At 35.2% G+C, this 14,301-nt stretch carries 15 protein-coding genes; 11 read left to right on the forward strand and 4 right to left on the reverse strand.

The window, feature by feature from the left end:
* Window positions 1–501 precede the first annotated feature (501 nt).
* From ABVF21_RS17060 to ABVF21_RS17070, 3 genes are all read left to right on the forward strand, one after another.
* Window positions 502–729, forward strand: coding sequence for a hypothetical protein (locus tag ABVF21_RS17060; RefSeq protein ID WP_371018653.1), 228 nt, complete (start codon window positions 502–504; stop codon window positions 727–729).
* 504 nt (window positions 730–1,233) lie between these two features.
* Window positions 1,234–1,671, forward strand: coding sequence for a hypothetical protein (locus ABVF21_RS17065; RefSeq protein WP_371018654.1), 438 nt, complete (start codon window positions 1,234–1,236; stop codon window positions 1,669–1,671).
* A gap of 621 nt (window positions 1,672–2,292) precedes the next feature.
* A complete protein-coding gene (locus tag ABVF21_RS17070) occupies window positions 2,293–2,460 on the forward strand; it encodes a Fe3+ hydroxamate ABC transporter substrate-binding protein (RefSeq protein ID WP_305911335.1) in 168 nt (55 codons plus the stop codon).
* 137 nt (window positions 2,461–2,597) lie between these two features.
* Here ABVF21_RS17070 and ABVF21_RS17075 read toward each other — a convergent pair whose 3' ends face one another.
* Window positions 2,598–3,032 carry a DUF3888 domain-containing protein gene (locus tag ABVF21_RS17075; RefSeq protein ID WP_371018655.1) on the reverse strand — a complete coding sequence of 145 codons (435 nt, stop codon included), beginning with the start codon at window positions 3,030–3,032 and terminating at the stop codon, window positions 2,598–2,600.
* Window positions 3,033–3,393: 361 nt separating this feature from the next.
* On the opposite strand from ABVF21_RS17075, the gene ABVF21_RS17080 reads away from it, so the two are divergent.
* From ABVF21_RS17080 to ABVF21_RS17115, 8 genes are all read left to right on the forward strand, one after another.
* Window positions 3,394–4,362, forward strand: a complete 969-nt coding sequence (locus ABVF21_RS17080) for a DUF2268 domain-containing protein (protein WP_371018656.1) — start codon at window positions 3,394–3,396, stop codon at window positions 4,360–4,362.
* Between the two features lie 160 nt (window positions 4,363–4,522).
* Window positions 4,523–4,672: a hypothetical protein gene (locus tag ABVF21_RS17085; protein ID WP_194218895.1), complete on the forward strand. Its 150-nt coding sequence runs from the start codon at window positions 4,523–4,525 to the stop codon at window positions 4,670–4,672.
* A 596-nt stretch (window positions 4,673–5,268) separates the two neighbouring features.
* Window positions 5,269–5,460, forward strand: coding sequence for a hypothetical protein (locus ABVF21_RS17090; RefSeq protein ID WP_371018657.1), 192 nt, complete (start codon window positions 5,269–5,271; stop codon window positions 5,458–5,460).
* A 1,077-nt stretch (window positions 5,461–6,537) separates the two neighbouring features.
* Entirely contained in the window at window positions 6,538–6,972 is a 435-nt protein-coding gene (locus ABVF21_RS17095) for an NUDIX hydrolase (RefSeq protein ID WP_371018658.1), read from the forward strand.
* Window positions 6,973–7,081: 109 nt separating this feature from the next.
* Window positions 7,082–7,618 (forward strand): GNAT family N-acetyltransferase, encoded by a 537-nt coding sequence (locus ABVF21_RS17100; RefSeq protein WP_371018660.1) that lies wholly within the window; start codon window positions 7,082–7,084, stop codon window positions 7,616–7,618.
* Window positions 7,619–8,032: 414 nt separating this feature from the next.
* Window positions 8,033–8,908, forward strand: a complete 876-nt coding sequence (locus tag ABVF21_RS17105; RefSeq protein ID WP_371018661.1) for an AraC family transcriptional regulator — start codon at window positions 8,033–8,035, stop codon at window positions 8,906–8,908.
* 256 nt (window positions 8,909–9,164) lie between these two features.
* Complete coding sequence (locus ABVF21_RS17110; RefSeq protein WP_303535438.1) at window positions 9,165–10,007, forward strand: tyrosine-type recombinase/integrase; 843 nt, start codon at window positions 9,165–9,167, stop codon at window positions 10,005–10,007.
* Between the two features lie 264 nt (window positions 10,008–10,271).
* The gene (locus ABVF21_RS17115; protein WP_194218924.1) at window positions 10,272–10,715 is read left to right on the forward strand and encodes a cell wall hydrolase; all 444 of its coding nucleotides are present in this window, start codon (window positions 10,272–10,274) and stop codon (window positions 10,713–10,715) included.
* 79 nt (window positions 10,716–10,794) lie between these two features.
* Here the strand turns inward: ABVF21_RS17115 and ABVF21_RS17120 are convergent, their stop codons facing one another.
* From ABVF21_RS17120 to ABVF21_RS17130, 3 genes are read right to left on the reverse strand one after another with little or no spacing between them, the layout of a single operon-like run.
* Window positions 10,795–11,214, reverse strand: a complete 420-nt coding sequence (locus ABVF21_RS17120) for a GtrA family protein (protein WP_371018663.1) — start codon at window positions 11,212–11,214, stop codon at window positions 10,795–10,797.
* Window positions 11,183–12,163, reverse strand: coding sequence for a glycosyltransferase family 2 protein (locus ABVF21_RS17125; RefSeq protein WP_371018664.1), 981 nt, complete (start codon window positions 12,161–12,163; stop codon window positions 11,183–11,185). Before ABVF21_RS17125 ends, ABVF21_RS17120 begins: the two co-directional genes overlap by 32 nt.
* On the reverse strand, window positions 12,156–14,264 hold the full coding sequence (locus ABVF21_RS17130) for a glycosyltransferase family 39 protein (RefSeq protein WP_371018665.1): 2,109 nt from the start codon (window positions 14,262–14,264) through the stop codon (window positions 12,156–12,158). Before ABVF21_RS17130 ends, ABVF21_RS17125 begins: the two co-directional genes overlap by 8 nt.
* Window positions 14,265–14,301 lie beyond the last annotated feature (37 nt).

The following is a 14,301-nucleotide window of genomic DNA, read 5'->3' on the forward strand; positions in this document are numbered from 1 at the left end:
TGGATGAAGGTTCGGTAAAAGATGTAACAAATATTTTAAACCAACAAGATAATGTTACGCTTCTACCAAACATCGAATTTGAAAAATGAATTAGTTTGTGAGGTGTTCCATAATCTCGGAGCTTATCACGAATAGTGTAGGCTCTTTTTTTTACAAAATTAGGTTGTTATATATGTGTGATTTTGAAATAATTGGTTTAGACTTTTTGAGAAATTCTTAATTACTTGAACAAAGGTGTGAGTTTTATTAAAAAGAGGGCTCTAATTACATTCAATGTGCTGATTTTTATAATTGCTGCTGTTTATCTTTTCATAAATGCAATCCAGTACGAAAATGGTATGAATATTACATCCTGGGCACTATTACTATTTACAATCTCAGGAGTAGTTGGCGTGTATCGAGAAGTAAAACCTAAAGAATAAAATATACTGCTGAATACATTTGGTACTAAGCAATCTCGGAGCTTATCTGTAAAAGGTTGCAGGATGATGTCATTAGGATTTGGAGGTTCTTATTATCAATTCTATTAGAGAGATTTTTTCTTCTAAGTGGTTTGGTTATCCTTTAATTTTTGGTTTGCTTTTTGGGGCTTATGCTAAATATGGGGTAATTAAGATTGTTTTATCTACTATTTTGGTCGCATTATTAATTTCTATGTTTGCTTACAATTATAAACACAACAGCTTATATAATTTAGTTACTAAAAAAGAAAAAAATAAATCTGAGTAGGTAGTTGTAATAATAAGAATCCATCAAGGTATTTTTACTCTACAATCTCGGAGCGTTTACTTAATAAAGTGTAGGTGCTTAGATCAGATAAAGAAAATGGACTATGTGGGATTGGGAGGAGGGTTACCATTAAAACAATAGTTACCAATATTGCCTTTGCTATATCTACTGTTTTTGCTATGGTGTTAATAGTTGAAGGTGATGATTTTTTTGGTATTGCCATTCTAGTTTGTCTTATGGTTATTTATGACTACATACGAGGGTTAGAGAAGAGAACAGGTGTGGAAAAGAAACATAGGGTCAGAGGATTAATAACTTACTTCGTCACTGGGTTCGGTTGTGCCTTAGTGTATTTTCTATAATCGAATTTAAAGGTTGATCAGCACCAAATATTAGAAGCATAACGGTATTCCATAATCTCGGAGCTTTGCTTAGCGAAAAGTAAACGCTCTTTATAGAATCAGAGCAATAATAAGGGTATGAAAAATCTGGGGAGGCTATTTATTGAGCAGGATAATAGTTTCAATAATGTCTATTTTATTGTTGCTTTTGATGGGGTGTTCAGAAAAAGAGCTTTCTTACACTGAAATTAATATTAAAGATGCAAAAGAGAAAGTTAGGGAATTTATTAAAGAGACTGAAGATCTCAATGGAACCCATTTGTATTATAAAAATGATCAAGTAGTCTATGTATTTCTGAATGGGATAAATGTAACCCAAGGTGATGAAGCCATTTACTTTGAAGACTTTAATTTAAATGTTGATGAGGAGAACGATGCATTAGAGCTTTCTTACACCCAAAATAAAACTGAAGATTATTCAAATAAAGAGTTGAATCATCAACTTTTATATAAAGTGGTTTTAGATAAGAAATATGATACTCTGGTTGCTTTTCAAAATGGGGAACGCGTTCCTTTTGGTACAGTTACGTCTGCTGATTGATTCATTCAACAATCTCGGAGCTTTACTCTAAAACGATTATGCTCTATTTTTTGCTAGTAACTGGGCAGTGTAATGAAAGGATTGAATTCGACATAATTGAGAGTCTTGGAACTAAAACCAAACTTTTACCTATATGGAATCAGAAGGGATTAATATGACCAAAGATAATAAAAGTAAATTGTTAGTTATATTGGCATTTCCGTTTTTTTTCTCTTTTTTTATTTATGATATAAAGGATATCGAGTTTTGGTATTACAATGGTTTCACATTAGTTCTTTTTTTGACTATATTTAATTTAGTTGCAATCAAAGTTTTTTATCCAAGAACTTCTTTTGTAATAGGTGTAATAATTTGGACAACTCTGTGTGCACTTTTATATAATGACACTTTCGTGAGCATAGGAATATCTTTATTTTCATTACTTACTATATTGACTTTCGTGTTTATGTATCAACGACCTAAAGGATTGAATAACGAAAACTAATATATCATTTTTATTCTAGTTCCGTAAAATCGGAGCTATTCAAAAGTAAGCGTTACCTATTTTTTATTCAATACCGAAACTTTATTACAGATTCATCGTAATAACAGTAAACTAAGCTTTTATGGGGAGTGAAAGAGATGTTTGGAAATACACCAAAATGTTCAAATTGCGGGGGAGAAATAAAAGGAAATGATGTTGTTTACATAAAGATGCGATATCCTGAGAGAAAAGGTATGACAGAGATAAAAGCATACTTGAATAATGAAGGTAAGTTCATTTGCGAGGAATGTTTTAACCAAAAGTAATCCATTGATGTTATTCAATATAATCGGAGCGTTTGTTGAAGGAAAAAGAAGGAACTCCAGGTTTGGAGTTCCTCTACAAGCTTAGGGTGTCCCATGTATACTCTCTGTAACTAATTTTGAAAATTTGTACAGTGTCTTTAATCATCATTATGATCATAACTTATCATTTCTATTGTAGGTTCTACACCGGCACCTGGTTGGACTCCAAAGGTTATTGTGTCGGTTCCTAATATTTTGTCTTTCTGAGGGCGAACTGTAAACTTTACCACATATCCAAATTGTTGCTTTTTTCCATTGTGAGTGTATTCTAACGTATGACCTTTCTCGGATTGGTCTACTTCTACAACATTATCTTTGACCCATTGAATGTATAGCGAGTCATCATTATAATAATTAGCAACTGCTTCATCAATCTTTTGGTTAAAAAGAGTTAATAAGAGTTGCTCTAAAGGTTGTTTTTGGTCCTTTGTATAATTTTGGGCTTGAACTTGGTCTGATCCATTGGAAGCTGCAAAAGCAACACCAATAATTAAACATAAGGATAGAATGCCAAGTATAAATATACGTTTCATAAAAAACACCGTCCTTTGGTTAGACTTTTTTAATATACTTAATATAAGGCTTTCCAAATCCATGGACAATATTCTGTGTATATTCCAATAGAAAATAAAGGGAGTTTCTTTTCACATCACTCTTCTTATCCAAACGAAACTCAATCATTCTCTTATTGCAAAAGTTAAAGCAAACGGATTTATTCAGAGTGGAAATATAGGTAATTTAGACGAAGGAGACCTCAACTTACTAGATATTCCGTTATATCGGAGCGTTTGTGTAGTAAAAAGTAAGCGCTTTTTTTTAGGCTTAGGGAGGATAATTGATTTTGATGTTTATTTGAAACCTTCTTTTTCTTACATCTTATAATAAGGGGGATTTATGAATTCGTTTATAAAAATGTTATTTACTTTTATTGTTGCATTAGTTGTGATAACAGGTTGTTCTAGTGAAGAAGATAAGATACCTTCTCAATCGACAATCGAATTCGAAAAAAATGGACAAGGTTTTAAAGTCATTCCATTATATGAAGAGTTTCTTGATTATGCTAATGAGGCGACAGAAGATTCTTCGAAGAATAACAAAGGTGAGTTTTATAGTAAAGTAACTCAACCATTTCTTAAATCTGCCTCTGAAGAAAATGCAATTCTTAGTGGAGGGTTAGACTATTCTCAATATTTTAATCCCACAGGGAATGCTCAAGCTTTAAAAGAAAATACAAATGAACTTTTAATGCAACAAAATGAGATAAACAACATAATAAAAGAGTCTCTTGTAAAGGCAGCAACTAAACTACCTGGTGGTAAAAAAACGATTTTTGTGAGACCCATTGACCCTCAAGCTTCTATCATTAAACGGATGAATGGTGTAGCTGCGATAACATTGAGCAAAGATGCCATAGTAATAATGCTTGATCCTTCCTTCGAAAAAGAGATGTTAAAATATGCTGTTGCACACGAGTACCATCACTCAATATTTTTTGAGGATAGCAAAAATGATTACTCGCTACTAAACGGTATTATTTTCGAGGGGAAAGCAGAGTCTTTTGCCTCACGCTTATACCCAGATATTAGCGCGCCCTGGTCAGAACCCCTGTCTTCAGAAGAAGAAAAGGTGGTTCTAGAAGAAGTTAAAAGTAATGTTGATTCCAGAAGTGCTGACATATACAGCCAGTTTCAGGATGGAAACGTTAATAAGGATATTCCTAGGTGGTCCAATTATAAAATTGGATTTAAAATAACTGAAAGCTATATAACTAATCACCCTGAACTATCTATAAAAGACTGGACAATGAAGAGCGGAGAAGAAATTGTTCGTGGGAGTGATTTTAGCGAGATTCTTAAAAATTAGTCCTTCGAAAAGGTTACATTTACTCCATAATCTCGGAGCTTATCTGTAATAGGATAGGCTTTTTTTTTGTAAAATAAATGATTGAGTTATTTACGCTCCTTTGAAACAATTGGAATAGAGTTTTAGATATTGAATTGAAGGTATAAAAGGTGGAATGAAGATGAAAGGATTATTTATTTCAATATTTACTTTTATAATAGTTTGGGCATTATATGGGGTATTTTTCAATGACTTTGAAGAGGATATTTTATTTCTTACAATAGTAGGGATTATTACTGGTTATAACATAGGTAAAAGGCAGCGTGATTAAAGTAGATGTAGAAAGTATTTCTTCCATTATCTCGGAGCGAACACAGAATATAATATAAGCGTTCAATGGTGGTATTGAGGAAGAAAATGAAAGGGGGATGTGATTATTTCACGTATTATTCTATCAACAAAAACATTGTTCAATAGTAAAATTCGCATTGCCCTTATCTGTTATTGTATAGCAATATTCTTTCTCTCTATGTTTTTAATGGGGAGTTACACGAACTTTAGTTTGTTGTTACTCGCTATGTTTATCGTGATGTTCTACGATTTAGTGAGAGAAGAAAAACACCCAGGATTGGTTTTTCTATTTTCCTTTATTAAATTGTTACTAATTAATGTGGTTGGTTATATTATTTTAGATCATAATTCAAGTGGCATTCTCCCCTTAAGTTTTAGTTCGTACGATTCAAATGTCTTTTATCCTTCTATTTTTTTATATTTAATCGGTATCCCGTTACTTGTATCCTACGCTGTTAAAAAAATCTTGTTATTTAGACAGATGTTATTGCGTTATAAGAGAGCGAAAGTTGAGTAAGGTGTCTTTGCAGCTACTTCATTATTTAAGAGCAACCCAGGAATAAAGGGAGGTTATCATTGAAAATGGAAGTTGCAAAAAAGAAGAAAAACAAAAAAATAGCTGGTGTAATACTATTGGTGATAGTAATAGTTTTGTCCCCATTTTTGCATGATCATTTTAATCCGTTAACTTTATTAATAACTACGATTATTATATATGCTATTGTCATGTTCATTGTTGGACTGTTATCAAAAGAAGAAAAGTCTTAACCTTAAGGTAGCAGGATCTTTATTTACCATCTTCCAGTATTTCGGAGCAATTCTGTAATATCATATCAGGGTATGTTAAAGAATGATCTTGATTAATAGGGCGTGATTCCGTACTACGGAATTACGTCTTTTTCTTTAAAGAAAAGGTTGAGTAAGTGAGTGGGTTTTGAAATAATTGGAACAATGTTGAACTGGAAAGGGAGGGAATACCTTGGAAATAAGACTCGAGTCAATCGCTGGCGTGTTAAACGATTTGAATGGAACATTAAGTGTAACTAATATTTTGCTAGGCATAATAACAGTTATCCTTGCATCACAATTGTTTATCACCTTACGGAATAATAGAAAAAAATAACCAAAGGATATTCTAGTGTTTATTACTTCATTGAGTATTCAGCTATATCGGAGCGATAGCTGCAATTTTACTATGGCATATTGTGCTTAAGAAGCAGTTTGAATTAAAACCAATTCTATTTATTTTATATTTATCTACAATGCGGTAAGGGTGATTTTATGATTGGTTTATTCTTTATGTATTTTCTTATTATGTTTCTGATTGCTAGATTGATTAGCCTGTCTGGAAATATAAGGTGGTTACCCACAATAAGAACAACAATTAGGAAGGATGCAAAGATAGCAGCAATTTTATCTTTATGTTTTTTGATTTTCTTTTCTATTGGTTAGGAAAGGTGGATTATATTAACTCTTTCAAAGGGGTAAGTTGCAAAAAAAAAGATTGGCGGTTTGATGTAACGTATGGAAGTATCTAGAGAAGGAATTGGGATGAGCATCATTTTTGTTTTACTAATAGTGTTATGTTTTTACTTTACACTCACATTTTTTGAATCCTTGCGAAAAGGTGATGAGCGTATAATCAAGCAATCTAAATTTGCAGCAATTATTTGTATGGCGATAGCGCTAATTATTGGGATTATTTATTAAGCAGTAGCTCGAAATAACTATTTGCATAATGTTCCATAATCTCGGAGCGATTGCTCTACTAGGGGATCCTACTAATTACATAAAAGAGAAGTGTCGCCACAAACAAATAAACCTTAATATAAGGGGGATAATGCTTTGAAAAGAGTAGATGTTGCGTATGTTTTATTGCTTGATGAAAAGAGTGAAAAAATATTAATGGTCAAAAATACCGGTGTAAATGCCTCATACTACACACTTCCTGGAGGTGCAGTAGAGCATGGGGAAACAATGCAAGATGCTGCTATTCGTGAAGTAAAAGAAGAAACTGGATTAGATGTTGAGGTAAATGGTGTTTTTTCAGTCATGGAAGGTTTCTTTGAAGAAAGGGACCATCACGCAGTCTTTTTCACTTTTCAAGGGACTATAGTTGGTGGAGAAATAAACATCTCATTTCCTGATGAAATTGAAGAAATTACTTGGATGGAGTTAGAGTTGGCAGAAAAATTTTTGCATTTACCTGAGGGATTAAAAGGTCTATTAAACAACACTGTACCTTATATTTTAAGAGGGCACGTGGTTCACAACAGTTGATATCATGATTTCAATACTTCAGCAAACGGGAGCAAAGTAAGAATAGATTAATAAGTGTTTTTTTTATAGGTGACTAAACAGATTAGAAATGAAAAGAGGAGCTTTTTTAATGATTGAACTAAAACCTTTTGAACGTGCTGACTTTAATAAACTTATAAACTGGATTGATTCTCCTGAGTTCCTACTACAATGGGGAGGTCCAAACTTCGCTTTTCCTTTAGATGCAGATCAGCTTGAAGCTTATTTGAAGAACGCTAATACTGGCGACTCTAATGTACTGATTTATAGTGTTATTGATAAAGATACTGAAACAGTAATCGGACATATATCATTGGGTAAGATCGATAGAGAAAATAAGTCAGCAAGAGTTGGAAAAGTATTAGTCGGAGATAAGAATGTAAGAGGAAAAGGGATAGGCAAACAAATGATGACTGAAATCCTTAAAGTAGCATTTGATGAACTACAATTACATAGAGTGAGTCTTGGTGTGTTCGACTTTAATTCATCTGCAATTGCTTGTTATGAAAAAGCTGGATTTATAAAAGAAGGCTTAATAAGAGATTCGAGAAAAATTGGTGAAGAATACTGGAGTTTGTGGGAGATGAGTATCTTAGAGAAAGAGTGGTCTAAAGGAAAGAATAATTAGAGAAAAAGAAGAACCGTTCATATTTATTCCGATTATCTTGAATTTAAACCTTCCACAAACTCGGAGCTTTTGCTGAAGATAAGGTAAGCGCTCTATACAGATAGTGCAGGGCGTGCGGTATTGATAGGAGGGATAATATGGGGATGGGCGGAATGACCATAGCATTAATTTCTCTAGTTCCAATCATTCTAATAGTAGTTGCCATACTTCTTATAATGAGAAAAAGGAGATAACTCTTAGAAGGATTATTCCTTTAAATCGGAGCTATTCATAAACAATGCTGTGTAACTATGCGGATGAAAGAATTGAACTAACGGAGCAGTTTCGGTTAAATAACCCTACAAAATGGTGCACAGAATGTCGGATGATTAGAGTAAACTCCTGTTATTCTATTGATGAAAGGAGGTCATATTAATGGATTTGCTTAAGGACATGAATACTGCAATGAAGTATATTGAAGATAACCTTACTAACGAAATAGACTACAAAGTAGTGGCAAGTTTAGCTTATTGTTCCGAATATCATTTTAAGAGAATGTTTTCTTTTCTTGCAGGAATGACGTTATCAGAATATATACGCCGTAGACGACTTAGTTTGGCAGCATTTGAGCTTCAAAATAGTAATGTAAAAGTAATTGATGTTGCGATGAAATATGGATACAAATCACCGGACTCCTTCACGAGAGCTTTTCTCAATTTACATGGCGTCACACCAACAGAAGCAAGAAACAAAGGTCAGCATTTAAAAGCATATCCATTTATGACCTTCCAATTATCAATTAGAGGAGGAACTGAAATGAATTATCGAATCGAACAACAAGAAGCATTTAACATCGTTGGTATTATGAAACGAGTTCCAATTGTTTTTGAAGGAGAAAATCCGGAAATAGCTGGGATGTGGCAATCCTTGACTATGGATAAAATAGAACTATTAAAAAAACTATCAAATGTTGAACCTAAAGGGATGATTCAAGCATCAAGTAACTTTTCAGAAGGGCGTATGGAAGAAAAAGGGGAACTTGATCAATATATAGGAGTAGCAACAACCCAAGAATGCCCCGGAAATTTTACTAAACTTGAAGTAACTGCATTAACCTGGGCGATATTTGAATCAACCGGACCATTCCCTAATACATTACAAGAAACATGGGGAAAGATTTATTCAGACTGGTTTCCATCTTCCACCTATCAAGTAACAGAAGGACCCGAAATCGTGTCGATTAAAAGCAAAGATTTAACTTCTACCTCTGTAAAAAGTGAGATTTGGATTCCCGTTAAGAAGAATAATTAATAAAACATTACTGAGCTGTTTTAGACAGCTCTTTTTCTGATGAAAAAATGCAAAAGTTCTCGTAGTGATTTTTTGTATTTATGTCTTTAAAGGTTTTTGGAATATTGGTAGCAACGTTTATCTAAAAAATATATTTTGATATCAAGACTTCCACAAACTCGGAGCGGATTGTTGAATAACTCTAGCATAAACTTCCTATTTCCTGGACATAATAAAATCAAGATTACTAGATTCGTAACTTGGGGGAGTGAAGAGAATGTTGTTATCGCTTGTTTGGGAAAAGTATAATCTTGATAAGAAAATTGAAGGATATTCTCCATTAACGCTCAAGACTTACTATTTTCAGTACAATCAGCTCTTATGTCACTTTGGTAATGTTGATATGAATGTGATTACGACAGATCAGCTTAAATCATATTTATTGAAAATGGGGAGTCATTTAAAGCCTTCTAGCTTAGGGCATCGTATCCGGTGTATACGATCGTTGTTTAAATGGACTTATGATGAGGGATTTATTCAGAAAAATCCAGCTGCTAAATTGAAAGAACCTAAGCTTGGTAAAAGGATACCAAAGTTTCTTACTGAAATAGAAATTGAACTCTTGAGAGAGGGTTGTCAGAACACGATGGAAAAAGCTTTGTTTGAATTCTTTTACTCAACTGGTTGTCGTATTGGTGAAGTTGTGAAGCTCAATCGCGAAGATATTAACCTTCATACTAATTCAGTCATTGTTCATGGAAAAGGGGATAAGGAGAGAGAAGTGTATTTTAACACTCGCTGCTCAATCTGGTTGAAACGCTATCTTGATGAGCGTGATGATTTTGAACCTTGCTTATTTATAACTGAGAGAAGGCCAAAAAGACGGATGAGTATTGACCTTATTCGCTACATCATTAAACGAATTTCTAGAAATGCAGGGTTAAAAAAAGAGATTCACCCTCATCAATTGAGACATAGCTACGCGACGCATATGATTAACAACGGTGCTCCTCTTGAGGTAATCCAGAGTTTGATGGGGCACGAGAAAAGTGAAACAACCAAATTGTACGCCCAGCTTAGTGGGAAATTACGGTACGATTTCTATACGAAGTATTTCTGAGAAGCTCATTCCATTTGGAAGGGATTTTTATTAGGAAAAACAATTCTGATTGAAAATCAATATCTTGATAACGTAGCACCAGAAGGTCATCTAAAAGAGCTTACTTAATATTGAGCGAATGGGCATAAGTGCCATTTTAATGATTTTTCAAGTTAGCATTTTCATCTTAAAAGCAATGATTCATTTCTTCTTTTATTCAGCAATATATAAATATAATGACATCAAACCAGCCTTCTTTCATACAATACTTTTGGGGTGGGAAAAATGCCAAGAGTGAAATACACAAGTAAAGACATTGACTTAATGGCAAGGATGATGAGAGCAGAAGCCGAGGGTGAAGGAAAGCAAGGCATGCTATATGTAGGGAATGTCATTGTGAATCGTGCAAAAGCGAATTGTTTAGATTTCCAAGATGTGAGAACTATTCCTCAAGTTATTTATCAAGTCCAGGGAGGGAATTATTCTTTTGAAGCAGTTCAAAAGGGGAATGTCTTCTATAACAGAGCAAGATCGGCTGAGAAAAGGTTAGCGAAAAAGAATTTGGATTATTGGAGAGAACACCCAGGGAAATATTCTCTATGGTATTTCAATCCATATGGTCCATGTCCTCCTACATGGTACGGTCAGCCTTTCGCTGGTCAATATAAAAATCATTGTTATTATGAACCAGCACCTGGAACATGTGGCAGCGTTTATATTGGAGGGTAATTTAATTGGTTCGGAAGTTAAGCAAAAAGTATTATTATAGAAATTCTAAAAAAGCGGGTGCCGATGGCATCCGCTTTTATCACTCGTTTTTCATAGAAGGTGCTGTAAAGACCCATGTGTTCAAAAGACTATAGTTAATTCCCATACCGAATAGAGTAGCAATCAATTTGGCGTTGAAGAGGGACAAGTTTAGCTGTTGCAGTCCAACTTTTATAACGAGCGTTGAAAATACGATCGTTATAAGGTTCACCGCTACAAAACGACTGAATTCCTTTCTATTTCTTTTACCAGTTTGTTGAAAAGTCCACTTGCGATTAACCATATAGCTGTTCACGACACCTGAACTGTATGAAATGCTTTGAGCAATCCAATAAGTCATTCCGATACTTGAGAATAAGAAAAAAACAATTAGATCGACGAAAGTGTTGATGATCCCAGTAATTCCAAATTTCACGAGTTTATTTGACTTATTTTTGGGTAATAACGGCTTGATCAGCATTTCGAAGCTGTTCCTTTCTTCCGTACATTTCACGTACGATGTAAACCGGGCGATCTTTTGCTTCTTCATATATACGCCCAATGTATTCTCCCATCACACCTAATATCATGAGAACGAATCCGAAGAAGATTAACTGGATCACGATTAAGGAGGACCATCCCATAACCGTAGACTCAGTAAATAGCTTTTGATAGATAACAAGGAACATATAGAGGAAACCAGTAATGGATAGAAGAACACCAGCATATGTGGCTAATTTCAATGGCTTATAAGAAAAGGACGTGATCCCATCTAATGAAAGCTTTAACATCTTTTTTAGAGGGTACTTTGATTCTCCGTATACCCGTTCATCCCGTTCATACTCAACAGCTGTTTGTTTAAACCCCACCCAGCTAACAAGTCCCCTAACAAATCGATTTTTTTCATGGAGCTGATTCATTTGGTCGCATACCCTACGATCAATTAAACGAAAATCTCCTGTATCTACTGGAATATCAACGTCCGTTAAACTACGTAACGTACGATAGAATAGAGAAGCTGTTACTCGTTTAAAGAACGTTTCGCCTTTCCGTTTTGTTCTTTTTGCATAGACGACTTCATATCCTTCTTTCCATTTATGAATCATCTGCTTAATAAGCTCAGGTGGATCCTGTAAATCCGCATCAATGACGACAACTGCGTCACCGCTAGCATAATCCATGCCAGCAGTAATTGCTATTTGATGACCAAAGTTACGAGAAAGATCGATTACTTTCACCTTTTTATCCCACTCACTATAATCTTTCACAATCTCAAGACTACGATCCTGACTCCCATCATTTACAAATATAAGCTCGTAAGATTCTCCAATCTCATTCATTACTTTCTTCAGTCTTCTGTAGGCCTCGACGATGACTTCTTCTTCGTTATACATCGGAATAATAATCGAATATCTTATAGGTTTATTCATTTGTATTTCCTCCTTCAGAAGCTGTTAGTTTATACAACTTTGTTGAGCCACCCCGAGGACCGCTGTTTGTGTTCCCATCGTTCAAAACAGTTGAATTCCATTCTTCTTCAGGAATCTCTTCTCCATTCGTAGTAATCCATTCTGCGAGTTCAGAACTTCCGCCTCTTCCTCCTTGATCTGATAGTAAGAAGAAGCTGACTTCTCCGTTTGAGATTAATTCTTTCATTTCATCGACAGAATATACAGGATCTGTTCCAGAGAATCCGCCTGTAGTAATGACGGCTTCTTCTTCGTCAATAATGTAAGGAGCTGCCACTTGATAACTAGTTGTAGCAAATAAATATGTTTCACTTGTATTTTCTGATCTTAAATAAGTAAGAGTTTTTTCGTCAATCTCGATGTCCTCCATTCCTCCAGGAGAGCCCATTTGGGGACGATTATCCTGTGCCGAATCTTGGAGAGACTCATCAAGCTGAATGTGACTCTGAGCGGCTACTCCATCTCCAACACTTTGCTCTGTGTTAGGTCCAGCTTCGGGTAGCGCGCTATTTCCACCATATACAATTGGTGTTGTTGCCCAATACAATGGACCAATGAATAATATAAGCAACATGGCAATACTGATAGCTGATGTATGAAGCGATTTACGGTATTTCAAAATGGTTAATAGGAGAGTGGAAAGTATGCCTAAAATAAGAACACTTAATGACCATCCTGCACCAATAACCTCATCATAAGGCTTCATAATAACCCATTGGAATAGTGAGGTGAGTCCAATAGAAATTGGTAGAAGCCAAGCTTTCCAGTTGCTTTCATTGCGATAATATTCAAAGAGTTGAACCCCGCCAGTACCGAAGAGAGCTGCAATCGGTGGAGCTAACATTATGAGATAATACTGGTGGAAAAAGCCTGCTATGCTAAAGAAAATACCGACTGGGATGAGCCATGATAACCAAAAGATTGTTTCAATCTGCTTCATAGTTGTCTCTCTCAATCGGAAACCAATCAATAAACCGATGCTAGATAGAATTGCATACGGTAGTAGCCAACTAGCTTGACCAGACAGTTCAGATTGGAAGAGTCGTAGTGGACCTTCTTCACCAGTTCCAAACATATTTCCTTGTGAGCCTCCGGGTTGACCACCTTGTGTTGCTTGCGCAGCATCTCCTTGATTTCCATTCTGGTTAGATGGAGGGCCTTGTTGGATTCTACCATTGTTGACGATAACCTGATCACTAGCACCCTCTGGAGCATTCAATCCTGTAGGCGTATTATTTCCGGTGGTGCCACCATCGCCAGGCGTCCCATTCTGGTCACCTGTTAGTCTAGAGAGCCCGTTATATCCAAATGCCAGTTCTAGTACAGAGTTTGTATCACTACTTCCAATGTAAGGTCGCTCATCTTCGGGAATCGCATCAACAATGACGGCCCATGAGAGCGAAACAGCAAGTAATATGGCTGTTGCACTTGCAAGAACTTTTGCTTTTTTCTTCCAATTGGTTTTGGCTGCTAGGAGATAGAAGAGGTAAAAAGCAGGCAATACCATATAAGCTTGAAGCATTTTCATATTAAAACCGATACCAATAATTGCAAATGCACCGATCAAGCTCCATGTGCTATTATTTTTCACCCCTTTAAATAAGAAATAAGTTGCAAGTAAAAGAGTAAAAACAAGCATGCTATCAATATTGTTTGTTCGACTAACAGCAACTGCAATAGGGGTTGTTGCCATCGCTAGGGCTGATAGTCGAGCTGCTGTCGTTCCATAAGAAGGTTTAATGAGAAAATAAAGCAGAAGGACTGATCCAACCCCAGCAAGCGCCTGTGGAAGAATCACGCTCCAACCATGTAATCCAAAAATCTCCGCGCTCACCGTTTGGATCCAGAATGTCAATGGTGGTTTATCTACGGTTACTGATCCGGCAGAATCAAGTGAAGCAAAGAAGAAATTATGGAAGCTTTCCATCATACTTCCCACAGTCATAGTGTAATAGGTATTAACATATTCATCCTTCCAAATATTAAAAGCGTTTAGAAATGCCGATAGTATGAAGATAAAGACAAGGGGTACATCCAATCGAGATCTTAATTTGTTTATCAACGTTTATCACTCCATTTTTTATTCATTCGTTGTTTGT

It is taken from the genome of Pseudalkalibacillus sp. JSM 102089, assembly GCF_041366475.1.
Lineage (GTDB): Bacteria > Bacillota > Bacilli > Bacillales > Guptibacillaceae > Guptibacillus > Guptibacillus hwajinpoensis_B.